General features: G+C 66.3%; 23 protein-coding genes and 2 pseudogenes. 22 read left to right on the top strand and 3 right to left on the bottom strand.

What is annotated here, in order from left to right; genetic code table 11:
* The 3 genes and pseudogenes from QM806_RS38655 to QM806_RS38645 all read left to right on the top strand — a co-directional run.
* On the top strand, positions 1 to 1,133 hold a 1,133-nt coding region (locus tag QM806_RS38655), incomplete at its 5' end, for an acyl-CoA dehydrogenase family protein (protein WP_283294895.1).
* 17 nt (positions 1,134 to 1,150) lie between these two features.
* Positions 1,151 to 1,914: pseudogene (locus tag QM806_RS38650) on the top strand (SDR family NAD(P)-dependent oxidoreductase).
* A 43-nt stretch (positions 1,915 to 1,957) separates the two neighbouring features.
* Positions 1,958 to 2,413, top strand: coding sequence for a MaoC family dehydratase (locus tag QM806_RS38645; RefSeq protein ID WP_169695805.1), 456 nt, complete (start codon positions 1,958 to 1,960; stop codon positions 2,411 to 2,413).
* Between the two features lie 456 nt (positions 2,414 to 2,869).
* Here the strand turns inward: QM806_RS38645 and QM806_RS38640 are convergent, their stop codons facing one another.
* The 3 genes from QM806_RS38640 to QM806_RS38630 form a co-directional block, all read right to left on the bottom strand.
* Positions 2,870 to 4,015 carry an acyl-CoA dehydrogenase family protein gene (locus tag QM806_RS38640; RefSeq protein WP_169695806.1) on the bottom strand — a complete coding sequence of 382 codons (1,146 nt, stop codon included), beginning with the start codon at positions 4,013 to 4,015 and terminating at the stop codon, positions 2,870 to 2,872.
* Positions 4,016 to 4,411: 396 nt separating this feature from the next.
* The gene (locus QM806_RS38635) at positions 4,412 to 5,320 is read right to left on the bottom strand and encodes a crotonase/enoyl-CoA hydratase family protein (RefSeq protein ID WP_283294894.1); all 909 of its coding nucleotides are present in this window, start codon (positions 5,318 to 5,320) and stop codon (positions 4,412 to 4,414) included.
* Positions 5,321 to 5,322: 2 nt separating this feature from the next.
* Positions 5,323 to 6,327 (bottom strand): NAD(P)H-dependent flavin oxidoreductase, encoded by a 1,005-nt coding sequence (locus QM806_RS38630; protein ID WP_169695808.1) that lies wholly within the window; start codon positions 6,325 to 6,327, stop codon positions 5,323 to 5,325.
* Between the two features lie 398 nt (positions 6,328 to 6,725).
* Here QM806_RS38630 and QM806_RS38625 point away from each other — a divergent pair, with 398 nt between their 5' ends.
* The 19 genes and pseudogenes from QM806_RS38625 (at position 6,726) to QM806_RS38535 (ending at position 22,719) form a co-directional block, all read left to right on the top strand.
* Positions 6,726 to 7,151 carry a nuclear transport factor 2 family protein gene (locus QM806_RS38625; RefSeq protein ID WP_283294893.1) on the top strand — a complete coding sequence of 142 codons (426 nt, stop codon included), beginning with the start codon at positions 6,726 to 6,728 and terminating at the stop codon, positions 7,149 to 7,151.
* Complete coding sequence (locus tag QM806_RS38620; RefSeq protein ID WP_169695930.1) at positions 7,148 to 8,161, top strand: NADP-dependent oxidoreductase; 1,014 nt, start codon at positions 7,148 to 7,150, stop codon at positions 8,159 to 8,161. The genes QM806_RS38625 and QM806_RS38620 overlap by 4 nt, the downstream gene beginning before the upstream one ends.
* A gap of 507 nt (positions 8,162 to 8,668) precedes the next feature.
* Positions 8,669 to 9,781, top strand: coding sequence for an alcohol dehydrogenase catalytic domain-containing protein (locus tag QM806_RS38615; RefSeq protein ID WP_269592809.1), 1,113 nt, complete (start codon positions 8,669 to 8,671; stop codon positions 9,779 to 9,781).
* A gap of 8 nt (positions 9,782 to 9,789) precedes the next feature.
* Positions 9,790 to 11,268 carry an NAD-dependent succinate-semialdehyde dehydrogenase gene (locus QM806_RS38610; RefSeq protein ID WP_269592810.1) on the top strand — a complete coding sequence of 493 codons (1,479 nt, stop codon included), beginning with the start codon at positions 9,790 to 9,792 and terminating at the stop codon, positions 11,266 to 11,268.
* A gap of 525 nt (positions 11,269 to 11,793) precedes the next feature.
* Positions 11,794 to 12,252, top strand: a complete 459-nt coding sequence (locus QM806_RS38605) for an acyl-CoA thioesterase (protein ID WP_283294896.1) — start codon at positions 11,794 to 11,796, stop codon at positions 12,250 to 12,252.
* A gap of 293 nt (positions 12,253 to 12,545) precedes the next feature.
* Entirely contained in the window at positions 12,546 to 13,238 is a 693-nt protein-coding gene (locus tag QM806_RS38600) for a VOC family protein (protein WP_269592811.1), read from the top strand.
* 12 nt (positions 13,239 to 13,250) lie between these two features.
* Positions 13,251 to 13,405, top strand: a pseudogene (locus tag QM806_RS38595) (acetyl-CoA acetyltransferase); the annotation flags it as partial.
* 11 nt (positions 13,406 to 13,416) lie between these two features.
* The gene (locus QM806_RS38590) at positions 13,417 to 14,175 is read left to right on the top strand and encodes an SDR family oxidoreductase (protein ID WP_141474185.1); all 759 of its coding nucleotides are present in this window, start codon (positions 13,417 to 13,419) and stop codon (positions 14,173 to 14,175) included.
* A gap of 4 nt (positions 14,176 to 14,179) precedes the next feature.
* Entirely contained in the window at positions 14,180 to 14,839 is a 660-nt protein-coding gene (locus QM806_RS38585) for an HAD family hydrolase (protein WP_269592813.1), read from the top strand.
* Positions 14,836 to 15,600, top strand: coding sequence for a 3-oxoacyl-ACP reductase FabG (gene fabG, locus QM806_RS38580; RefSeq protein WP_283294892.1), 765 nt, complete (start codon positions 14,836 to 14,838; stop codon positions 15,598 to 15,600). The genes QM806_RS38585 and fabG overlap by 4 nt, the downstream gene beginning before the upstream one ends.
* Positions 15,597 to 16,049: a MaoC family dehydratase gene (locus tag QM806_RS38575; RefSeq protein WP_269592814.1), complete on the top strand. Its 453-nt coding sequence runs from the start codon at positions 15,597 to 15,599 to the stop codon at positions 16,047 to 16,049. The genes fabG and QM806_RS38575 overlap by 4 nt, the downstream gene beginning before the upstream one ends.
* Positions 16,049 to 17,077, top strand: a complete 1,029-nt coding sequence (locus tag QM806_RS38570; protein WP_169694951.1) for a phosphotransferase family protein — start codon at positions 16,049 to 16,051, stop codon at positions 17,075 to 17,077. Before QM806_RS38575 ends, QM806_RS38570 begins: the two co-directional genes overlap by 1 nt.
* Entirely contained in the window at positions 17,077 to 17,226 is a 150-nt protein-coding gene (locus QM806_RS38565; protein WP_169694953.1) for an acyl-CoA dehydrogenase, read from the top strand. Before QM806_RS38570 ends, QM806_RS38565 begins: the two co-directional genes overlap by 1 nt.
* Positions 17,223 to 18,743, top strand: coding sequence for a Re/Si-specific NAD(P)(+) transhydrogenase subunit alpha (locus QM806_RS38560; protein WP_169694955.1), 1,521 nt, complete (start codon positions 17,223 to 17,225; stop codon positions 18,741 to 18,743). Before QM806_RS38565 ends, QM806_RS38560 begins: the two co-directional genes overlap by 4 nt.
* 5 nt (positions 18,744 to 18,748) lie before the next feature.
* Positions 18,749 to 20,167, top strand: coding sequence for a Re/Si-specific NAD(P)(+) transhydrogenase subunit beta (pntB, locus tag QM806_RS38555; RefSeq protein ID WP_283294891.1), 1,419 nt, complete (start codon positions 18,749 to 18,751; stop codon positions 20,165 to 20,167).
* Positions 20,168 to 20,930: 763 nt separating this feature from the next.
* Positions 20,931 to 21,140, top strand: a complete 210-nt coding sequence (locus QM806_RS38550; protein ID WP_249344008.1) for a hypothetical protein — start codon at positions 20,931 to 20,933, stop codon at positions 21,138 to 21,140.
* Positions 21,137 to 21,469, top strand: a complete 333-nt coding sequence (locus tag QM806_RS38545; protein WP_269592818.1) for a hypothetical protein — start codon at positions 21,137 to 21,139, stop codon at positions 21,467 to 21,469. The genes QM806_RS38550 and QM806_RS38545 overlap by 4 nt, the downstream gene beginning before the upstream one ends.
* 178 nt (positions 21,470 to 21,647) lie before the next feature.
* A complete protein-coding gene (locus tag QM806_RS38540; RefSeq protein WP_169694959.1) occupies positions 21,648 to 22,265 on the top strand; it encodes a TetR/AcrR family transcriptional regulator in 618 nt (205 codons plus the stop codon).
* A 145-nt stretch (positions 22,266 to 22,410) separates the two neighbouring features.
* Positions 22,411 to 22,719 (top strand): alpha/beta hydrolase family protein, encoded by a 309-nt coding sequence (locus QM806_RS38535; protein ID WP_249344009.1) that lies wholly within the window; start codon positions 22,411 to 22,413, stop codon positions 22,717 to 22,719.
* Positions 22,720 to 22,748: the final 29 nt, after the last annotated feature.

The following is a 22,748-nucleotide window of genomic DNA, read 5'->3' as shown; positions in this document are numbered from 1 at the left end:
GTGTCAAGGGCATCTCGCTGTTCATCGTCCCGAAATACCTTCCCGGCGCCGACGGTGCCGCCGGCGAACGCAACGACGTCACCTTGGTGGGCCTCAACCACAAGATGGGCAACCGCGGCACCACCAACACCCTGCTCGCTTTCGGCGACGGCACCCACACCCCGGGTGGGAATTCGGGTGCTGTCGGTTTCCTGGTCGGCGAGGAACACCGCGGCCTGTCCTACATGTTCCACATGATGAACGAAGCCCGGATCGGTGTCGGCTTCCTCGCGATCGCCCTCGGCTACGTGGGATACCGCAAGTCGCTCGACTACGCGACGATCCGAACCCAGGGCCGCCCTCTCGGAGCCAAGGATCCGTCCGCGCCGCCGGTTCCGATCATCGAACACGCCGATGTCCGCCGCATGCTGCTGGCCCAGAAGTCCTACGTCGAAGGCGCTCTCGCGCTCGGCCTCTACTGCTCACAGTTGGTGGACGAACACGACACGGCCGACGATGCGGCCACCGGCGACCAGGCGACGTTGCTCCTCGACGTCCTGACCCCGATCGCGAAGAGCTGGCCCTCGCAGTGGTGCCTCGAAGCCAACAGCCTCGCGATCCAGGTGCACGGCGGTTACGGCTACACCCGCGACTACGACGTCGAACAGTACTACCGCGACAACCGATTGAATCCGATCCACGAGGGCACGCACGGGATCCAGGGGCTGGATCTGCTGGGCCGCAAGGTCACCATGCAAGACGGTGCAGGGCTGAGGTTACTCGGATCGAAGATCGCCGCGACCATCGCGCGGGCTCGGTCCCTCGGTGGCGACGCCACCGGTTACGCCGACGCCCTCGACACCGTCTGGAACCGGATCGTCGACATCACCGCCGCCTTGTGGGCGGCCGGTGACGCGACGACCGCGTTGGCGAACTCATCGGTCTATTTGGAAGCGTTCGGACACACGGTCATCGCGTGGATGTGGCTCGAACAGCTCATCGCCACCGAGGGTAAGAGTGGTGACTTCTACGACGGAAAGCGCATGGCCGCCCGCTACTTTTACACCCACGAGCTACCCAAGGTCGGCCCGCAACTCGATCTCTTGGCCAGCGGAGACCGGACAACTCTCGACATGAACCCCAGCTGGTTCTGACCCAGGAGGCATCACACATGAGTGTGCTCGACAAATTCCGCCTCGACGGCCGCGTCGCCATCGTCACCGGCGCCTCGTCCGGTCTCGGTGTGGCCTTCGCTCAGGCCCTCGCCGAGGCCGGCGCGGACATCGTCCTCGCGGCGCGTCGCGTCGACAAACTCGGCGACACCGCCGCACTTGTCCGTGCCACCGGCCGGCGGGCCCTGCCCGTGGCTACCGACATCGCTGATCCGGATCAGTGCGCCGCTCTGGTCGACGCGGCAATGACAGAGTTCGGCCGCGTCGACGTTCTCGTCAACAACGCCGGCGTCGCCAGCGCCCACCCCGCCACCCGCGAAACCCCCGACCAGTTCCGCTCGGTGATCGACATCAACCTGGGCGGCTCCTACTGGACCGCCCAGGCGTGCGGGAAGGTCATGCAACCCGGCAGTTCCATCGTCAACATTTCCAGCGTCCTCGGGCTCACCACCGCCGGTCTGCCCCAGGCCGCCTACAGCGCCAGCAAAGCCGCAATCATTGGTCTGACCCGAGACCTCGCCCAACAATATGGGGCACCCGCAAGGGAATTCGTGTCAACGCGCTCGCCCCGGGCTTCTTCGCCTCCGAGATGACCGACCAATATCACGACGGCTACCTTGACAGCCTCGCGTCACGGATGGTGCTCGGGCGCACCGGCGATGCCACCGAACTCGCCGCCACCCTTATCTGGCTCGCCTCCGACGCAGCCGGCTACGTCACCGGACAAACACTCGCCGTCGATGGCGGCATCACCATCACCTGACCGCACCACACCCCGCAAGCCCATCGCGTCGAAAGTAACCACCATGCGCACCACCACCACAGTCGACGGGTTGAAGAGCCTCGTCGGCACCACACTGGACCCCAGTGACTGGTTCGAGATCACCCAAGGCCGAATCGCCACCTTCGCCGACGCCACCGACGATCACCAATGGATCCATCTCGACCCGGAACGGGCCCGCAAGGAAAGTCCGTTTCGCCGTACCATCGCCCACGGTTACCTCACCCTGTCGTTGCTCAGCGTCATGTTCGCGCAGGTTCTCGAAGTTCAGGGCACGTCCCTGGCGGTAAACTACGGCCTGAACAAGGTCCGGTTTCCGGCACCCGTCCCCGCGGGATCGAAGGTCCGGCTCGAGGCCGAGATAATTTCGGCCCAGGACATCAGCGGCGGGGTGCAGATCGTGGTCGCAGCCACCGTCGCATGCAGCGCCACCGACAAACCCGTCTGCGTCGCCGAACCGCTCTTCCGATACTACCGTTAGACCCATGCTGCAATGAGTGCCGTTGCCGATCATGCCGAGTGTTGTTCAGCGCACTCGGCATGATCGTCCGCGGTTACCCGGTCACTATCATCCCTCGGGGGTGTTCCCGGGACACCCTCGTGGCGGCAGGACATTCCTGACGGTCATGGCGGGCCTGGGTTTCGCGCGACTTGCAGTCACACACGGCAAGCCCGCCGCCATCGTCATCCGCGGCCGAACTCAAGCGACGACCTCGCCACCATCACCGTCGAAGTCGGGTGCGCTAGTGCTCTGACGACGCTGGCCGAATACCCTGACGGTGGCCCGTCTTCGGCGAGTTCCAGACGAGACGTGAAAGCGGCCCGACAGAAACCAACCATCAGACCCGCCACTCGGTGGGCGCGGTATTGCTGCGGGAACACCACCGAGTGTTGAACGTGGCCGGGATAATTCGGACCCTTACGGTCGTGCTTCCTTTTAGAGGCCGAGATCGCGGCCGATGACTTCGCGCATGATTTCGTTGGATCCCGCCCAGATCTTGGTGACGCGGGCGTCTTTCCAAGCACGCGCGACGCGATATTCGTTCATGTAGCCGTAGCCGCCGTGGATTTGTACGCAGTGGTCGAGGATCTCGTTTTGGACGGTGGAGCTCCACCACTTGGCCTTGGCGGCGTCGACGGCGGTTAGTTCGCCGGCGATGTGGGCGGCCACGCAGGCGTCGACGTGAGCCTGGGCGACGTCGAGTTTGGTAACCAGTTCGGCGAGCAGAAATTTATTCCATTGCATGGAGCCGATGGTCTTACCGAACGCCTTGCGTTCCTGGGCGTAGGTAACGGTTTCTTCGAGGATGCGGCGAGTGTGGGCGAGGTAGGCGACTGCGCCGCTGATGCGTTCCTGGGGGAGCAGGTTCATCATGTGGATGAATCCGCGGTCGAGTTCGCCGATAATGGCCGTGTCGTCGACGCGGACGTCTTCGAAGAACAATTCGGCGGTGTCGGATTCGGGTTGGCCGACCTTGTCGAGTTTGCGGCCGCGGGTGAAGCCGGCAGTATCGGCGTCCACGGCAAACAAGGTGATGCCCTTGGAGCCCTTTTCCCGTGTGGTGCGGGTAGCCACGATGATCAGATCAGCTTGGGTGCCGTTGGTGATGAAAGTCTTAGAGCCGTTGATAACCCAGGTTGCGCCGTCTCTGACGGCGGTGGTCTTCAACGCGGCCAGGTCCGAGCCGGCCGATGGTTCAGTCATGGCGATGGCGGTGATGAGTTCGCCGGCGCAGAATTTCGGTAGCCAGCGTTGTCGTTGTTCTTCGGTGGTCAGGGAAACCAGATATGGTGCGACGACGTCGAATTGGATACCAAACGACGATGCGGCCGCGGCGCTGGAGCGGGCTAGCTCTTCACCGAGTACGGCATTGAACCGGTAGTCGCCAGCGGCGCTGCCGCCGTACTGTTCGGGGACCTCCAAACCCAGGTAGCCGTTGGCGCCAGCCTCGAGCCAAATCTCGCGATCGATGTAGCGCTGCTCGATGAACTTCTCCTCGTTGGGCACCAGATGACGGTTGACGAACTCCCGTACCGAATCCCGGAACGCATCATGATCGGAATCGAACAAACTGCGCCGCATATGGAAGTACCTTTCAGGCGTGGTTGACAGTCATGCGCCGGACCGTCGGTAAGTAAGCTGCGCACGGCGTTGCGCAGGTCGGCGGACATAAACGATTCGCGGGTGGGGCCGCCACCCCGAGGGCACGGCGAACTGCCGCCCATGGACGGAGTCAGACCGACCACCGTCTCGACACGCCGTCGGGCTTGCCACGATCACATGTCAGCACGCTGTAATAGATAGTACTCTCTATCAAAGGTAGGGCAAGAGTGTGGTGCGACTGCCCCATCCATTAGCCGGACCGCCCCGGGCGGTCCGGGCCCCGCACGGCAACGGCCCCGACACGTGCGCCACACGAATTCGGTGTGTATCACAGTGACGCGGAGCGAATCTCACCTTCGAGCGGTCGCGACCGCATCACTTCGGGTGCGCAGGCGCTGAAGCAGAGGTCTGGTCGGCGATCCAGTCGTTGTAGAACTGCGGCATCTTGGAGGCGCACCCGTGGAAGTCGGGTTTGCGTTTCTCGAGGAAGGCGGCGACGCCTTCCTTGCCGTCGCCGATGCTGGTCCAGAACATGGCGAGTGAGTCGATTCGGTGGGCCTGGTCGGGGTGCGTCAAGGTGGCGTTGCGTCGTACCATTTGCCGGCTCAGGGCCACGGCGACGGGGGAGCGGTCCCGGGTCCAGGCGTCGGCGACCGAGACGGCCCGGGTCAGCAGGTCCTCGCCGGGGTGGATTTCGTCGACGAGTCCGACTCCCAGAGCGGTTTCGGCGTCGAGGATGTCGGCGCGCAGGACCAGGTCGAGCGCCGCGGAGGGGCCGACGAGTCGGGGTAGGTACCAGGTCGAGCAGGCCTCGGGCACGATGCCGATGCGGCCGAAGACGAGCCCGATGCGGGCGGAGGTGGACATCAGCCGGCGGTCCATCGCCAGTGTCATCGTGGCGCCGATGCCCACGGCGGCACCGTTGAGGGCGGCGATGACGGGTTTGCGGCAGTCGTGGATGGCGAGTGTGCAGCGGCCGCCCGTATCGCGGACCGCGGCGATGGCCGGATCGTCGAGGTCGGCCATGTCACTCAGGCCTGGCGTGCGTTGCTCGTCGAGGCCGAACACGTTGCCCTCGCGACTGAGGTCCATGCCGGCGCAGAACGCCCGACCGGCGCCGGTGACGATGACGGCGCGGACGGAGTCGTCGTCGTTGACGGCGCGGAACGAGTGCTCGAGTTCCTCGGCCATCGTGACGGTGAAGGCGTTGAGGTGTTCGGGTCGGTTCAGGGTGATCGTCAGGATGCCGTCGTTGACGTCGTGCCGGATTGTCTGGAAGTCCATGGTCAGACCGCCTGGGATGCGGTCGAGCCGGCTGCTGAGAAGGAGTGGCCGAGGCCGGCGATGATGCGATCGGCCTCGTCGATGATGCCGTCGACGATGTCCTGGCAGCTCTGCACGGAATCGATCAGCCCCTGGGCCTGGCCGGCCCACCACATGCCGTCGTGCATGTCGCCGTGGGTGAGGACGCGATCGCGTCCACGTGCTCCTGAGGCGAGGTCGGCCACGTCGGCGAAGGTGGCGTCGGGTTGTGCGGAGAGGCGGGCGATTTCCTCCGAGATCGTGTTGCGGGCCACCCGGGCGGTGTTGTTGAACTCGCGGAATACCAGTTGGGTCGCGCGTTCGTCGTTGGCGACGATTTGGTCTTTCACGTTTTGGTGGACGGGGGCTTCGGTGGAGGCCACGAAGCGGGTGCCCATGTTGACTGCGGATGCGCCCAGGGCGAGGGCGGCGACCAGGCCGCTGCCGGTGGCGAAGCCGCCGCTGGCGATCAAGGGGATCTGAACCTTGCGGGCGGCTGCGGGGATGAGGACGAGGCCGGGGATGTCGTCGTTGCCTGGGTGGCCGGCGCACTCGAAGCCGTCGATGCTGATGGCGTCGACGCCGATCGCTTCCGCTTTGAGGGCGTGCCGCACGGCCACCGCCTTGTGGATGACTTTGATGCCCGCTTTCTTGAACGCGGCGACATGCTCGGCGGGGTTGGCGCCGGCCGTCTCGACAATGGTGATGCCGCTGTCGATGATCGCTTCGCGGTACTCGTCGTAGGGGACGGGGGTGAGCGTCGGAAGGATCGTGAGGTTGACGCCGAACGGGCGGTCGGTCATGGTTCGGCAGCGCGCGATCTCCTTGGCCAGGGCTTCCGGAGTCGGTTGGGTGAGCGCCGTGAGGAACCCGAGGGCTCCGGCGTTGGCCACCGGCGCGATCAGGTCGGCGGTGCCGACGGCGGTCATTCCACCGCACACGATGGGGTGCTCGATCCCGAATTCCTCGGTGAACCGTGTCGAAAGCATCCGCGTCCTTTCATTCGTGACGAGCCAGGCCGGGCTCGTGCGTTTTCGCGTCAAAGAACTGATCAGCCCACCCGGCAGAGCCACCCGAGCATTCGATGCACCGACAGGTGCAGTACGAGATGGGTGTGCGAGACACGTTGGAACCGACCGGCGTCATGGGGAAGTCGCCATTTTCGCTCTCCATGCCTCCGACGCTCTCATACGATAGAGAGTGAGTACTATCACGTCAAGGATGCGTCTTGCTGAGCGCATGCCGGGCGATGTCGCATCATTGACGTGAAAGGGAACGCTCTCTATCGTTTGTATCGCCGACCGAATTGCGGGGTGCCCCGGTGCAACCTGCGTGACGAGCACTGGGTCGGCCCGCGAATCCAGCCTCGTCTGAAGGAGAGCACCACATGAGCACGCTTGCAGGAGACCTGGCGCGCGCGCTGGGCAATGTCGAGGCGATGCAGGACCTGTATGCCGACGACATCAGCTGGACACTGCCTGTCACCCTGGGTCGGATCGGCGGTACCCACGAGGGCAAGGACGCCGTCCTCGAGTTCAACAAGATCGCCCTGGGGCCGTACAGCAAGTCTGCGGGCTTCAAGGTCGACATTCATCACGAGTTCGGTGACGGCGAGTTCAGCGTGGCCCGCTACACCTGCCGCTCGACCGTCTCGGCGACCGATGAGGAATACGTGAACGAGTACGTGCTCTTCGTGCGTGGGCGTGACGGCAAGATCACCGAGGTCGTCGAGCATCTCGATACGCTCAAGGTCATGCACTACGAGGGACTGCGAACCTTCCTTCCGCGTATCTCGGGGGTCGTCGTCTCATGAGTGTGTTGAACCGGACGTGGCGCGTCGCGGGCATGCCCAGCGAACATTTGGAGACTTCCCACTTCTCGTTCGAGACCGCGGACCGGCCCGAGGCAGGCGACGGGCAGGTGTTGTGTCGGGTGCTGTGGATCTCCATGGACGCGGCGCAACGCGCGTGGTTCCAGGCGGCCACCTATCGTGCTGCGATCCAGGTCGGCGATGCCATGCCCGGGTTTTCGCTCGCCCAGGTGGTGGAGAGCCGCTGCGATGATTTCGCGGTCGGCGATATCGTCGCCGGTGATCTTGCATGGCAGGACTACGTCGTCGCCGAGCCGAGCGGCCTGCGTCGGATCGTTCCGAACCGGCCGCTGTCCAACTACCTCAGCGTCTTGGGAATCACCGGCCTGACCGCCTACTTCGGCCTGCTCGACATAGGCGCGGCAAAGCCGGGGGAGACCGTCGTGGTCTCCGGGGCCGCCGGCGCAACGGGCACCCTCGTCGGGCAGATCGCGAAGCTGCAGGGGTGTCGTGTGGTCGGCATCTGCGGGAGCCCTGAGAAGCAGGAGTGGCTCACGTCGGAACTCGGATTCGACGCGGCGGTGAGCTACCGTGACGAATCGTTCCGGAAATCACTGCGCGAAGCATGTCCCGACGGCATCGACGTCTTCTTCGACAACGTCGGTGGCACGACGCTCGACACCGTTCTCGGGTCCATGGCGTACCGCGGTCGCGTCGTCTGCTGCGGCGTCGTCTCGCAGTACGACACCACCACTCCCGTGCGCGGTGCGCGGGGCGTCCCCGGCGTGCTGATCATCAAGAGCATCACGATGCGCGGATTCCTCGTGATGACAGACTTCGCCGATCGGTGGGACGAGGGGCTGAAGGTGCTGGAGGGGTGGCTTGACGACGGTTCACTGAAGGTCCGCGAGGACACCCTCGAGGGACTCGAGAAGGCTCCGGAAGGCCTCATCGGGCTTCTCAACGGGAACAATGTCGGCAAGCGCATGATTCACGTGGCCGACCCGTCCTGACTTCGAGCAGGCGGCATCGGCGACACGATCGAGCGGTGGTTGAGCACCGCGAGCTTCGCGACGCTGAAACGCCGCGGCGGACTGGCGTCGGGACCGAGCCAGTCCGCCGCGGTGTCTTGACCAGCCGGTAGTCGGCACCGAACGTTTGCGCCCGGCTCGAAACCGCTCAGGGCCCCCGCTTTGACACCGTGCGGTGGCGCGACCAAACAAATTGAATGGCCTCCCGCGGCCCGAGTAGATGGTTTCCATCCATTAATTCAATTCACACGAGCATCGCAGATGGCGTCAGAGGAGACATGCCACATGGGTCGAGGTCGACTCGGACGAAACCATCTCTCCTGCCCTACCCGTAGGTGCCTGAACGCGTCACGGCGCCGCACGACGCGCTGGGCGAGCTTCCCATCGCGTTCGTCGTCGCCGAATAGTCCCGTTCATTCCCCACATCCGCGTTGCCGTTAGAGCGGTCCGCAGTCAGTGCTGTGAGACGCCGAAGAAGGGAACGACATTATGAAGATTCGCGGAGCCGTTCTCGAGGCGAGCGGCCGTCCACGGCCGTACGCGGAATCGACACCCATTTCGATCGCCGAGCTCGAACTCGATTCGCCGGGACCCGGTGAGGTCCTCGTCCGGATCGAGGCGGCGGGAATTTGCCATTCCGACCTGTCGGTCGTCGACGGCAACCGGTCGCGACCGGTCCCGATGCTGCTCGGTCACGAGGCGGCAGGCCGGGTCGAACAGCTCGGCGCCGGTGTATCCGATTTGGTCGTCGGTCAGCGGGTAGTCATGGCGTTCCTGCCGCGCTGCAACAATTGCGCCGAATGCCGAACCGACGGCAAACTGCCCTGCAGTCCCGGCAGCGCGGCGAACAACGCGGGCACCCTCCTCGGCGGGGACATCCGCTTGCACCGCGATGATACTGACATCAAACATCACCTCGGCGTCTCCGGTTTCGCCACGCACGCCGTCGTCGACCAGCATTCGGTCGTACCCGTCGGAGACGACGTCCCACCCGACATCGCCGCCGTACTCGGGTGCGCCGTCCTCACCGGTGGCGGGGCGGTCATCAACGCAGGCCGCCCGACCCCGGGGCAAGCAGTCATGGTCGTCGGGCTCGGCGGCGTCGGCATGGCAGCACTGATCACCGCGCTATCCCTCGGTCAAGGTGGGGTGATCGGCGTCGACTCGAATCTTGACAAGCTCACCCAGGCAACAAAGTTGGGCGCCACCTCTACCTACACCCCCCAAGAAGTCACGGAACGGAACATTCAGGCCCCGATCGTCATCGAGGCGGCAGGGCACCCACGCGCCTTCGAGACCGCCCTCGCCGCCACCGCCCCCGGCGGCACCACCGTCACCGTCGGCCTCCCGGCCCCGGACGCCCGGTCCTCGATCTCACCGCTCGCTCTGGTGGCCGGCGCGCGGACCATCATCGGCAGCTACCTCGGCTCCGCGGTACCGTCCCGCGACATTCCGGTCTTTGCGCAGCTGTGGCGCGACGGAAAACTCCCGGTCGAGAAGCTGATCTCGTCCCGGATCGCGCTGTCGGACATCAACTCCGCCATGGACCAACTCGCCGACGGCAACGCCATCCGGCAAGTCATCATCTTCGACGAGAAGTGAGGAAGCACTTGACCAGCACCCAGACCTCCCAGCAGGCGCTACTCGAGACCGTCCCGACCGGACTGTACATCTGCGGGCAGTGGCGCCCGTCCGACACGGGGAACACCTTCCCCGTGCACGATCCGGCGACTGGTCGAGAACTCGCCGTCGTCGCCGACGCCACCGTCGCCGACGGAGCCGCCGCCCTCGACGCCGCGGCCACCGCTCAGAAGGCCTGGGCACGAACAGCTCCCCGCGAGCGTGCCGAACTTCTGCGGGCGGCGTTCGACGCCGTGATCGCCCGATCCGACGACTTCGCGATGCTGATGACCCTGGAAATGGGCAAACCGCTCGCCGAGGCGCGCGGCGAAGTGACCTACGGCGCCGAGTTCCTCCGGTGGTTCTCCGAAGAGGCCGTCCGCGTGTCAGGCCGATACGCAGCGGCACCCGACGGGAAGACCCGGCTGCTGGTCCACAAACAGCCAGTGGGCCCCTGCCTGTTCATCACCCCGTGGAACTTCCCGCTGGCCATGGCGACCCGCAAGATCGCCCCCGCGATCGCCGCCGGCTGCACGATGGTCGTCAAGCCCGCCACGCTCACGCCCCTGACCACCCTGCTGTTCGCGCAGGTCCTCGAAGAGGTCGGGCTGCCGGCCGGCGTGCTGAACGTCATTCCTACCTCGCGCGCCGGAGCGGTCACCGGACCGCTCATCGCCGACCCCCGGCTGCGGAAGCTCTCGTTCACCGGATCGACCGAAGTCGGCCGGCGGCTGCTCGCGGACTCGGCACAGCAGGTGCTGCGGACCTCCATGGAGCTCGGCGGCAACGCGCCCTTCCTCGTGTTCGCCGATGCCGACATCGACGCAGCTGTCGACGGCGCCATGGTCGCCAAGCTGCGCAACATGGGGGAAGCCTGCACGGCGGCGAATCGGTTCATCGTGCACGAGTCCGTCGCGGAGGAGTTCGCGACCAAGCTCGCCGACAAGATGGCACGCCTGGTCGTCGGGCCCGGTATCGAGGTGGATTCCCAGCTCGGCCCGCTGATCGACGAGGAGTCCCGGGCCAAGGTTCACGACCTGGTCCAGGACGCCGTCGCACACGGCGCCGCGATTGTCACCGGCGGTCGGCCGGTGCCGGGCGACGGCTACTTCTACTCCCCGACGGTGCTGACCGGCGTCACAACCGATGCGCGCATCCTCCGCGAAGAGGTCTTCGGACCCGTGGCCCCGATCACGACCTTCCAGGACGAGGAGCACGCCGTCCAGGTCGCCAACGACACCGAATACGGACTGGTCGCCTACGTTTACACCCGCGATACCGCGCGCACCCTCCGCATGAGCGAGGAACTCGAATCCGGGATGCTGGGTATCAACGTCGGCGTCGTGTCCAACCCGGCCGCACCCTTCGGCGGGGTCAAACAGTCGGGTCTCGGCCGCGAGGGCGGCATCGAAGGAATCGACGAATACCTCGACATCCGGTACGTCGGGCTCGCAGACCCCTACGCCTGACCCGGCACGCACCAGGAAGCCGGTCACCGCCACCGAACGGTCAGCGTGCGGCGGCCGGCTTCGTGCTCGACCGCGGCGAGCACCCGACGTGTGCAATGGAAACGGTCCGCCATGGGCCGGCGCTTTCTCCTGACACAGCGCAAGTCGAGAGTCTGATGCACAGTTGGGGGAGACCCTGCTGGCCGTGCGGCCAACTTCTGAAATCGACATTCTTGGCGCCGCCAACTACTTCTTCCCAGACTCTCGTACACCCGGCAACAACCTGAGCGTCCCTCTGCAAGTTCAGCGGTAGCGTCGTCATCGTCGTCATCTGAGACATGTTGGGCCGCTGCGACTCAGCCAGTGCGGGAATCGTCGGGCAGTGGGGAGCGGGCCAGGAGCGAGAACGGGGGCTTCTGACACTTGATTGAGATCCTTGGTGACAAGGCTTTGGAAGATCGCTGTTCAATCGCTTTCTACGCAACACACTTTGATTCCCCCACCCGTCCGCAACTCTTGCGGACCGACATGACCGGAGAAATGCAGATGAGCGCTGAGGCAGTCGATGTACGCGAAAGTCCTACCGTGAAAGATTTCACGGTGCGCCGTGCGGCTACCACGCGGTGGTCCGACAACGACATGTACGGTCACCTGAACAATGCCGTGTATTACCAGCTCTTCGATGCAGCGATCAACGGCTGGATCATCGAGCATTCCGGCCTCAACCCGATCACGGCTCCGGCCGTAGGCGTCGTCGCCGAGTCCGGATGCCGGTATTTCGAGCAGCTGGAGTTCCCGCAGGCCCTGGAGGTGGGAATCCGTGTCGCCAGGGTGGGCCGCACGAGCGTCACCTATGACCTCGGGCTCTTTCCGGCAGGGCTGGCCGGGACGGCGGCGGTCGCCGCGCGGGGCCGGTGGGTGCACGTCTATGTCGACCGCGACACCCGGCGCCCGGTGCCGATCCCTGACGTGCTGCGGCGGCTGTTCGAATCGGCCACCGGATAGCCGCGGCGATCCCAGAGATGGTTTCGTGGCCATGGCAATTGCCGCAGCCGCGAAACCTTGTCCTCAGAATTCCTCCGCCCCGAGTCTGACCTGGGAGCGCACTCGCAGTCCGGTGAGGGAGTTGCCCTGACGGGGTCGGGTTTGCTTCGCCTGCGAAGGAGCCGGTTCGCGCGCCGGAGACACGTTGCGGTGCTGCGAATTTCAGTCATCGGCCGCTGTCGTGCCGATCCCGACGGGTCGAGCCCGCGGACAACCCCCTTCCGGCGATAGAGAGCGCTTGCTATAGTGTGATGATGGCTACCTCCCCCCTGCCTCGAATCCGTCAGGCCGTACTTGTTGCACGTGACCGCGAAGCTGCCGTCAAGGCGCTGCGGGCTCAGCTCCCACTCGGTGACCCGTTCAACGATCCCGAGGTCGAACAGTTCGGAGTCGGCAACGCGGTCATGCCGCTCGGTGACACGTTCGTCGAGGTGATCTCGCCGTTTGAGGAGGGGACCGCGGCAGGCCGCCATCTCGATCGGCTCGGCGGTGACGGCCCCTACATGGTCATGTTCCAGGTCGACGACATCGCCGCCGCCCGCACACGAATCGACCAGCTCGGCCTGCGCACCGTCTACGACCTGGAACGCGACGGCGACACCGACATTCATCTCCATCCCGGCGACGTGCCGGGCGCGATCGTGGCGATCGACTCGATGAAGTTGCCGGAGTCGTGGCGCTGGGCCGGCCCGAAATGGATCGCAACGGCACCGGCCGAGCTCGGCCCGGGCCGCGTGACCGGAGCGACGGTGACCGCCCGCGAGCCCGCTGCGCTCGCGAAGACATGGGCAGCCGTCCTCGGCGTGGACGCCGTTGGTGACCGGATCGCGCTCGACGGCGGCGAGCTCCGCTTCGTCCAGGGCGAGCGCGACGGGATCGCCGCCTTCCACATCGCCGGAGTGACTGCCGACGCCTCGATCGGCGACTTCCGCTTCGTGTACGTGTGAACCCGGCCGCGCGCAATCGCCGTCGGCCACCCGTTCGGCATGACCGGAGCCCGCATCGCCACCACGCTCATCAATTCCCTGCAGTACACGCCAAGCGCTTCGGCGTCGAATCCATGTGTGCCGGTAACGGTATGGGCATGGCCATGGTCATCGAACGTCTGAAGTAAGAGGAACTGACATGAACAACCGTTTCGAGGGTAAGACCGCGATCGTCACCGGAGCGAGCCGCGGTATCGGCCTCGCCATCGCCGAGCGGCTGGTCGCCGACGGCGCCCGCGTCGTCATCACGGCGCGCAAGAAAGAGGCCCTGGACGAGGCCGTGACCCACCTCGGCGGTCCGGATGTCGCGCTCGCCGTCGCGGGCCGCGCCGACGACGCGGACCACCAGGGCGACGCGGTGCGGCAGGCGGTCGAAACCTTCGGCAGCATCGACTTCCTGGTCAACAACACCGGGATCAACCCCGTCTACGGTTCGCTCGTCGACCTCGACTTGGCGGCTGCCCGGAAGATCGTCGAGGTCAACTGCATCGCCGCGGTCTCCTGGGTCCAGCAGGTGCACAAGGCCTGGATGAAGGACAACGGCGGCGCGATCGTCAACGTGTCGTCGCTCTCCAGCATTCGTACGGCGCCCGGGATCGGGTTCTACGGCGCCAGCAAAGCCATGCTGAACTCGCTCACCGAATTGATGGCAGTCGAACTCGGCCCGGACATCCGGATCAACGGCGTCGCTCCGGCGGTCGTGAAGACGCGGTTCGCCACGAAGCTGTACGAGGGCCGCGAAGACGCGGTCACCGCGGCGTACCCTCTCAAGCGGCTCGGCGTACCGGAGGACATCGGCAGCGTCGTCTCCTTCCTGCTCTCCGACGATGCCGCATGGGTCACCGGACAAACCGTCGTCGTCGATGGCGGCGTCAGCCTCCAGAGCATGGGTGAGTGAGCCGGTGCGAGAAATCGATGCGGTCCTCTTCGACTACGGCGGCGTGCTCACCGGTCCGGTAAAGCACTCGATCACCGGCTGGCTGGCAGCGGATGGAATCGAGCCCGAGTCGTTCTCACGTACGTTGCGTGCCTGGATGTCCCGTGATGCCGCAGACGGTACGCCGGTCCATCGGCTGGAGACCGGGGTGCTCCCGGTTGCGGCTTTCGAGGCGTTGCTCGCGGCAGAGTTGCAGACCACTGACGGGCGCGTAGTCACGCCGGACGGGATGCTCAGCCGGCTGTTCGCGGGTATGCAGGCCGACTCGGCGATGTTCGAACTGGTCGAAGACCTGCGCGAAACCGGTCTCGAGGTCGGCCTTCTCTCCAACAGCTGGGGCAACACCTACCCGCGGGCACGGATCGACGAACTGTTCGATCCGGTCGTGATCTCCTGCGAGGTGGGACTCCGCAAACCCCACGCCGCCATCTATGAACTGGCCCTCGACGAACTCGGCGTACCCGCCGACCGGGTGCTCTTCATCGACGACGCCGAGCCCAACGTGGTCGGTGCGCGGGCAGCCGGCCTCCAATCCATGCTGCACATCGACCACGCGTCGACGCGCGCCGCCCTGGCCGAACTGGTGCCAGGCCTCACACCCCACCCCACAGGAGTCACCGCATGACCACACCCACCACGACCCGGACCGCCATCGTGACCGGAGCCGCCCGCGGCATCGGAGCCGGCGTCGCGAAGCGCCTCGCCGCCGACGGCCTCGCCGTTGCCGTCCTCGACCTCGACGAGACCGCCTGTAAATCCGTTGTGACCGAGATCGAGACGACCGGGGGCCGGGCACTTGCGGTCGGCGTCGACGTCGCCGACGAGGAGGCGGTCCAGGCCGCGGTCGAGCGGGTCGCCGCCGAACTGGGCGAGCCGACCGTGCTGGTCAACAACGCCGGCATCCTCCGGGACAACCTGCTCTTCAAGATGACCACCACCGACTGGGACGCGGTGATGAACGTCCACCTGCGCGGCGCCTTCCTCATGACCCGTGCCGTGCAGACCTACATGACCAAGGCGAACTGGGGTCGCGTGGTCAACCTGTCGAGCACCTCCGCGCTCGGCAACCGCGGCCAGGCCAACTACGCCGCAGCGAAAGCCGGAATCCAGGGCTTCACCAAGACACTGGCCATCGAGCTCGGCAAGTACGGCGTGACCGCCAACGCCATCGCGCCGGGATTCATCGAGACCGAGATGACCAAGGCCACCGCGGAGCGGATAGGCGTGCCGTTCGACGACTTCAGGACCGTCTTGGTCAAGGAGATCCCGGTCGGGCGCGCCGGCCAGCCCGCCGACGTCGCCCACGCGGTCTCGTTCTTCGCCAGCGAGGGCGCCGGCTTCGTGTCCGGTCAGGTGCTTTACCTCGCGGGCGGACTGAAGTCATGAGAGTCTTCGACGGCATCGCCGACCTCGAGAAGGCCGCGGGCACGCACCTCGGTCACTCCGAGTGGCACACAGTCAACCAGGACCAGATCGACGCCTTCGCGGCGGCAACGGGCGACCACCAATGGATCCACGTCGACCCGCCGAAGGCGGCCGAGGGGCCGTTCGGATCGACCGTCGCGCACGGCTTCCTCACACTGAGCCTGGTGCCGATGCTCACCTGGCAGGTGTACAAGGTCGAGGGCGTCACGATGAGCGTCAACTACGGCGCCGACAAGCTCCGCTTCCCCTCGCCGGTGCCGGTCGGCTCCCGCGTCCGGGCGGGCGTGGAGCTGACCTCGGTCACGCCGAACAAGCTGGGCTACCAGGTCGCCACCCGGGTGACGATCGAACGGGACGGCGGCGACAATCCGGCCTGCGTCGTCGACACGCTCGCGGTCGTGGTGCCCTGATGGCAACCGCACAAACGCCCCTCGGCCTCGATCTCGACGTCCTCGGCGCGTGGTTCGCGTCCGAAATCCCGGGCTCCGGCAGCGATCTGCAAGCGACCCTGATCGCCGGCGGCAGGTCCAATCTGACCTACATCGTGACCGACGGCCGGCAGGAATGGATCGTCCGTCGGCCACCGCTCGGTCACGTGCTCGCGACCGCCCACGACATGAACCGCGAGTACCGGGTCATGTCGGCGCTCCAGAACACCGGGGTACCGGTCCCACGGACCTTCGCGTTGTGCACCGATCCTGCGGTGCTGGGCGCGGACTTCTATGTCATGGAGCGGTGCGCCGGTACGCCGTACCGGACCGCGGCCGAGCTCGAACTGCTCGGCACCGAGCGAACTCGCACTATTTCCGAACGCCTCGTGGACACGCTCGCCGCGCTGCACGCGGTCGAGCCGACGTCGGTCGGGCTCGGTGACTTCGGGCGCCCGCAGGGGTTCCTCGGCCGCCAGGTCGCCCGCTGGAAGAAACAGCTCGACGCGTCCTACACCCGTGACCTGCCCGCCGCCGACGAGCTACACCGCAGACTCGCGGAGTCGGTGCCGAACGAGTCCGCCGCCGGCATCGTGCACGGCGACTACCGGCTCGACAACGTCCTGGTAGACGACACCGACCAGGTGGCCGCCGTCCTCGACTGGGAGATGGCCACCCTCGGTGACCCGCTGACAGATCTGGCGTTGATGCTCGTCTATTTCCGACTCGATGCAGATACCGGCAGCGACTCGGCGGGCAACGTGTCGACTGCGCCCGGGTTCCTCGACGAGCGTGCGGTGATCGAGCGGTACTCGCGCGGCAGTGACCGCGACCTCTCCGGGTTCGGCTTCTACCTCGGCCTCGCGGCCTTCAAGCTCGCCGCGATCCTGGAGGGCATCCACTACCGCCACCTGCATGGCCAGACCGTCGGCGACGGCTTCGACGGGGTCGGCGAAGCGGTCCACCTGCTGCTCGACGCAGGACTCAACGCACTGAAGGAGAACCCCTGATGGGCTTCCAGGATCTCGAGCACCGCTTGACGTGGGAACACCCGACGCACCTGTACCTGAAGAAGGCGAAGGCCGACCAGGTCGCGGTCGGCACCGCAGGCGCACACCGCGCCGGCCTCGTCGACCTCCCGGTGGGGGAGACGCGATGATTATCGGAGTGCTGAAGGAGGCGCGTGCCGGCGAGACTCGGGTCGCGGCAACGCCGACGACCGTCGCCGCGCTGCAGAAGCTCGGCTACCAGGTAGTGGTCGAGCCCGGCGCCGGCGAACCCGCCGGCTTCACCAACGGCGCGTACGCCGAGGCGGGCGCCGAGCTGAGGGACCCGCTCGCGGCCGACGTGGTCATCGGAGTGAACCCACCGACCCTCGCGCAGCGGGACCGGTTGCAGCCGGGAGCCACGCTGATCGCGATGCTCAACCCGCGGCTCGACGACGGAATCGTCGCGGACCTGGCGCAGCGCCCCATCACGGCGCTGTCGATGGACGCCGTGCCGCGGATCTCACGCGCACAGTCGATGGACGTGCTGTCCTCGATGGCGAACGTCGCGGGCTACCGCGCCGTGGTGGAGGCCGCCCACGAATTCGGCCGGATGTTCACCGGGCAGGTCACCGCGGCCGGCAAGATCCCGCCCGCACGGGTCTTCGTCGTCGGAGCGGGCGTCGCCGGACTCGCCGCGATCGGAGCGGCGTCCGCCATGGGCGCGATCGTCCGTGCTTTCGACGTGCGCCCCGAGGTGGCCGAGCAGGTCGCGTCGATGGGCGCGGAATTCGTCGAGATCGACTTCGAGGCCGAGGTCAGCGCCGACGGTTACGCCAAGGAGATGACCGCCGAGCAGGAGATCGCCACCGCGGCAATGTACGACGAGGAGGCCCGTGCGGCCGACATCGTCATCACCACCGCGCTGATCCCGGGTCGCCCCGCCCCGAAGCTGATCACCGAGGAGACCATCGCCGCCATGCGCAACGGCTCGGTGATCGTCGACATGGCTGCGGCCAACGGAGGCAACGCCGCGCTGACGAAGACCGATGAGCGCATCGTCACCGACAACGGCGTGAGGATCCTCGGCTACACCGATTTGGCAGGCCGACTCGCCGCCCAGGCGTCACAGTTGTACGGCACCAACATCGTCAACCTGCTCAAGCTGCTCACGCCCAGTAAGGACGGGGAGCTCGTCCTCGACTTCGATGACGTCGTGCAGCGCGGCATCACCGTCGTGCGGGACGGCAAATCGACCTGGCCGCCGCCGCCCGTGCAGGTCTCGGCCGCACCCCGCACGCCCGCCGCGGCAACCGCCCCCGCCGCCGAACCGAAGACGCCGATGAGCCCGGGCAAGCGGCTCGGCGTCGTCGCGGCCGCGGCTGCGGTCCTGTTCCTGCTGATCGGCGTCGCACCCGCGCAGCTCCAGCTGAACCTGACTGTGTTCGCGCTGGCCATCGTGATCGGCTACTACGTGATCGGGCACGTGCACCACGCGCTGCACACCCCGCTCATGTCGGTGACCAATGCGATCTCCGGGATCATCGTCGTCGGCGCCCTGCTGCAGATTGGCAAGGGCGACACCGCGATCACGGTGATCTCGTTCGTAGCAGTCCTGTTGGCCTGCATCAACATCTTCGGCGGGTTCGCGGTCACGCGTCGCATGCTCGCCATGTTCTCCAGGAGCTGACCGGCATGGACATACCTTCTGCATCCGTGGCGGCCTTCCTCGTCGCCGCCCTCCTCTTCGTGCTCACGCTCGCAGGGCTCGCTCGGCACGAGTCCGCCAAGCTCGGCAACTATTTCGGCATCCTCGGCATGGCGGTCGCTCTGGTCGCGACCACCGCGCTGGCCTTCGACGGCGGTGTCGACGGCCTCGGTGCCGTACTGCTCGTGGTCGCGGTCATCCTCGGCGCCACCATCGGCCTCACGTTGGCCCGCAAGGTCGAGATGACGGGCATGCCGGAGCTGATCGCGCTGTTGCACAGTTTCGTCGGCCTGGCCGCCGTGCTCGTCGGCTGGAACGGCTACCTGCACGTCGAGAACCATCCTGGCGGCCACGAGTCGGCGGTGCTCGATGCCGCCGGACTGCTCGGCATCCACAGCGCCGAAGTGTTCATCGGCGTGTTCATCGGCGCGGTCACCTTCACGGGCTCGATCGTCGCCTACCTCAAGCTTTCGGCGAGGATCAAGTCGGCGCCGCTGGTACTGCCGGGCAAGAATGTGATCAACCTCGGCGCGCTCGTGGTCTTCGCGGCCCTGACCGTGTGGTTCGTCATCGACCCGCAGCTGTGGCTTCTGATCGTGATCACGGTCCTCGCGCTCGCCCTGGGCTGGCACCTGGTCGCGTCCATCGGCGGCGGCGACATGCCGGTCGTCGTCTCGATGCTCAATAGCTACTCCGGTTGGGCGGCAGCGGCTTCCGGTTTCCTGCTCAACAACAACCTGTTGATCATCGTCGGCGCACTGGTCGGCTCCTCCGGTGCCTACCTGTCCTACATCATGTGCAAGGCGATGAACCGCTCCTTCATCTCGGTGATCGCCGGCGGGTTCGGCGTGGTGGCCGGACCGGCGGACGACATCGACTACGGCGAGCACCGCGAGATCCTGGCGGACGCCGTGGCGGAGCTGCTCGCCGGCGCGAAGTCGGTCGTGATCACCCCGGGCTACGGCATGGCGGTCGCGCAGGCGCAGTACCCGGTTGCCGATCTCACCGCGAAGTTGCGGGCGAGGGGTGTCGACGTGCGCTTCGGCATCCATCCGGTCGCGGGGCGCCTACCCGGTCATATGAACGTGCTGCTGGCCGAGGCGAAGGTGCCCTACGACATCGTCCTGGAGATGGACGAGATCAACGACGACTTCTCCGAGACCGACGTGGTTCTCGTCATCGGCGCGAACGACACCGTCAACCCATCCGCGGCCGAGGACCCGTTGTCACCGATCGCCGGGATGCCGGTGCTCGAGGTGTGGAATGCCAAGGATGTCATCGTGTTCAAGCGTTCGATGGCAGCAGGCTACGCGGGGGTGCAGAACCCCCTGTTCTTTCGCGACAACAGTCAGATGCTGTTCGGTGATGCGAAGCAGCGGGTCGACGACATCCTCAGTGTGTTGTGACCTTCGGGGACGTGTAGACGCCGCCGAACCGATCGGGTGAATGTGGGCCTGCAATGGGCGCTCACGCTCGAGTCGACCAGTTGCATCGAATGTTTGTGTCTGAGGCGGACTCGGAGTTTCGTTCGGCGTCGATCACGTCGATGGTCTTCACGATGTGATCACGCATGGTGGTCGCATTGTCGGTCGGGAAGCGCGCTGGCGAGCGGATTGGTGATCCCGGCGGTGTTGATGGGAAGTCGGACAGTGTCCCACATGCGCTGGCTGGTCTCCTCGAGTAGCCGCGCTCCGGGCAGCCGTCACGGCTGACGCCCTGAAGTGACTCGCTGGGCTGACCCCATGAGCACCGGGTATGCCGAGAATGTCAGCCGTGGGCGTGGAATGGGGGCGCCTTGTCCGCGGCGCCGGTCGTGGGGCGGCCCCACGACGTTGCTACCGGGCGCCGACGATTGGGCAGTGCCTTAACTGGATTCGCTGCTACCACCGGTCCCGGTCAACGTCACCAGACGAGAGGCCGACAGCAGCTGCTTCGCCTCGGTAGACTCATAGCGTCGCCCAACGAAGCTGGTGAGGTCGAGGGGCAGATTACTCACCGAAGTCCTCACAGCGGGTGCCGTCGACGGTGTACGTGGCGGAGCCGGTTGATCCGAGCGACCACCGACGCACCACCCAAGCCGCTTGACGACTTAAAGCCCGGATGTCTAGCTGGCGTAGAGGCCATTGGCACCGTCCCCACGTCGTCATCGAGTAGTTCGGCTACTCACGCGTGCGCATCACCCATGCGGACGGTCTCGTGGGGCTCGTCAGCGGCGATCTTCCCCGCGCCCGCACCCCTATGGAAGAAGCCTTGGAGGTGTTCGGCGCCCGCGGCGACCTGGCATCGCGGGTGTGGATGCTGATGATCCTCGGGCTGGTGCCCGAATTGCAGGGGATGTTCCCCGGGCAGTCGGCTGCCATCGGCAGGTTCTGTACATGACGGAATCACGCGGTGAATCGGTGTACCGGTCGTACTCACTGTGGGCGCTGGGGGTGGCCGCCCTGCAGCAGGGCGATGGCGTTCAGGCGGCGGACTTGCTGAAACGGTGCCTGCGACTGACCCGGTTGGTGCACGATCCGTTCACTGCCGCGATGCCCCTGGAGGTTCTGGCGTGGATCGCCGGTACCGAGGACAGTGCACGACGGGCCGCCATCCTGATGGGCGCCGCGGAGGCGCTGGGCCGTGCTCTGGGAAGCTCCTCGGTGGTGTTGGGCAGCGCGTCGTCGCGGGGGGCGTGGCGTCGGCGACGGCCGTCCAAGAGGGAGTAATCTCTACCACGAGGCAGGGCAAGAGCGTGGAGCGACTGCCCAATCCATCAGCCAGACCGCCCGGGGCGGTCCGGCCCCCCACCGCAACGGGCCCCGACACGTGCGCCTCACACATTCGATGTGTGATATAGCGCTCGCTTTCATGTGTGAGATAGTGCTCGCTCGCTATGATGGTGGCATGACAGCAACGAAAATCTCCCCGCGCGATCGCCTCCTGAAGGCCGCGGATGATCTCTTCTTCAAGGAGGGCATCCGCGCTGTGGGGATCAACCGCATCCTGGACGAGGCGCAAACGCCGATCATGACGCTGTACCGCCACTTCGGGTCGAAAGATGGGCTGGCCGCGGCATACCTCGAGCGTCGCGGCGAGCGTAATGCCGAGGAGGTTGCCAACGAGGTCGCGCGACGTGCGTCCTCGCCGCGGGAGAAGATGCTGGCGACCTTCGACATCATCGCCGAAGGGCTCGAGAAGGGAGAGTTCCGGGGCTGTGCATTCATCAACGCGACCGTCGAGATGGCGTCACCGGACCACGAGGTCGCGAAGATCGCGCGCCGCTACAAGGAGGCCGGGCGGCAATGGCTCGCCGAGTTCGCGGCCGAGGCCGGGGTGCCTGACCCGGCCGGACTCGCTATCCAGTTGACGGTGCTGCTGGACGGCGCGGCCGCGGCCGCGGCCCTGTATCAGGATTCCTCGGGTGCCACGTACGCCCGCTCGGCTGCCGAGGCCCTGGTCGACGCCGCGCTGGCGGCCGCCTCGACCGGCGACGACGTACGCGACCCTGCGGTAGCGGACTGATCCGGAGCAGGAGGTAGTCGCCGGGCACTTCGTACTGGTGCGCACCGGCGCGTCAGCAGCGGGGCACGTTCGCCCTCGCGGCGTACTGGCCCCGGGTCGGGCAGGGGATGTTGCGTGCGCCGCGAAGGGCGCGGGGGTCGGCTCGGTGTCGACCAACCAGCACGCGATCACCTACGCGCAGGGCCGGGCCGATGTCGACGCCTCACGGATCGGGGTTTGGAGTTCGAGCTACGCGGGCGGCAACGCGTTCGTCGTCGCGGCGATCGACCGGCGCGTGAAGGCCGTGTGCGGTCAGGTGCCGGCGGTCGCAGGGCGGCGCACCTTCGAGGCGAACGTTCCGAAGGAGTTCTGGCAGGCGGCACGCGGCGTCACCCGGATCGGACTTGCCGTCGGCTTGTCCGTGGCGTTCGTGGTAACGGGCCACCGCACGGGGGTTGATCGGCGACCTGAATGAGGACCGCACCCACTGGATGCGGTGCCCAC

Source organism: Rhodococcus sp. IEGM 1351, assembly GCF_030056875.1.
GTDB classification, from domain to species: Bacteria; Actinomycetota; Actinomycetes; order Mycobacteriales; family Mycobacteriaceae; genus Rhodococcus_F; species Rhodococcus_F opacus.
Note: the sequence above shows the minus strand (reverse complement) of the source record. Positions and strands in the feature narration are given on the sequence as shown.

Coding starts and splice junctions, on each gene's coding strand:
- QM806_RS38565 (WP_169694953.1), top strand. CDS start 17,077: ATGGGCTTCCAGGATCTCGAGCACCGCTTGACGTGGGAACACCCGACG.
- QM806_RS38560 (WP_169694955.1), top strand. CDS start 17,223: ATGATTATCGGAGTGCTGAAGGAGGCGCGTGCCGGCGAGACTCGGGTC.
- QM806_RS38620 (WP_169695930.1), top strand. CDS start 7,148: ATGAGTGTGTTGAACCGGACGTGGCGCGTCGCGGGCATGCCCAGCGAA.
- QM806_RS38540 (WP_169694959.1), top strand. CDS start 21,648: ATGACAGCAACGAAAATCTCCCCGCGCGATCGCCTCCTGAAGGCCGCG.
- QM806_RS38545 (WP_269592818.1), top strand. CDS start 21,137: ATGACGGAATCACGCGGTGAATCGGTGTACCGGTCGTACTCACTGTGG.
- QM806_RS38600 (WP_269592811.1), top strand. CDS start 12,546: ATGGCTACCTCCCCCCTGCCTCGAATCCGTCAGGCCGTACTTGTTGCA.
- fabG (WP_283294892.1), top strand. CDS start 14,836: ATGACCACACCCACCACGACCCGGACCGCCATCGTGACCGGAGCCGCC.
- QM806_RS38625 (WP_283294893.1), top strand. CDS start 6,726: ATGAGCACGCTTGCAGGAGACCTGGCGCGCGCGCTGGGCAATGTCGAG.
- QM806_RS38635 (WP_283294894.1), bottom strand. CDS start 5,320: ATGGACTTCCAGACAATCCGGCACGACGTCAACGACGGCATCCTGACG.
- pntB (WP_283294891.1), top strand. CDS start 18,749: ATGGACATACCTTCTGCATCCGTGGCGGCCTTCCTCGTCGCCGCCCTC.
- QM806_RS38630 (WP_169695808.1), bottom strand. CDS start 6,327: ATGCTTTCGACACGGTTCACCGAGGAATTCGGGATCGAGCACCCCATC.
- QM806_RS38605 (WP_283294896.1), top strand. CDS start 11,794: ATGAGCGCTGAGGCAGTCGATGTACGCGAAAGTCCTACCGTGAAAGAT.
- QM806_RS38575 (WP_269592814.1), top strand. CDS start 15,597: ATGAGAGTCTTCGACGGCATCGCCGACCTCGAGAAGGCCGCGGGCACG.
- QM806_RS38590 (WP_141474185.1), top strand. CDS start 13,417: ATGAACAACCGTTTCGAGGGTAAGACCGCGATCGTCACCGGAGCGAGC.
- QM806_RS38615 (WP_269592809.1), top strand. CDS start 8,669: ATGAAGATTCGCGGAGCCGTTCTCGAGGCGAGCGGCCGTCCACGGCCG.
- QM806_RS38640 (WP_169695806.1), bottom strand. CDS start 4,015: ATGCGGCGCAGTTTGTTCGATTCCGATCATGATGCGTTCCGGGATTCG.
- QM806_RS38645 (WP_169695805.1), top strand. CDS start 1,958: ATGCGCACCACCACCACAGTCGACGGGTTGAAGAGCCTCGTCGGCACC.
- QM806_RS38570 (WP_169694951.1), top strand. CDS start 16,049: ATGGCAACCGCACAAACGCCCCTCGGCCTCGATCTCGACGTCCTCGGC.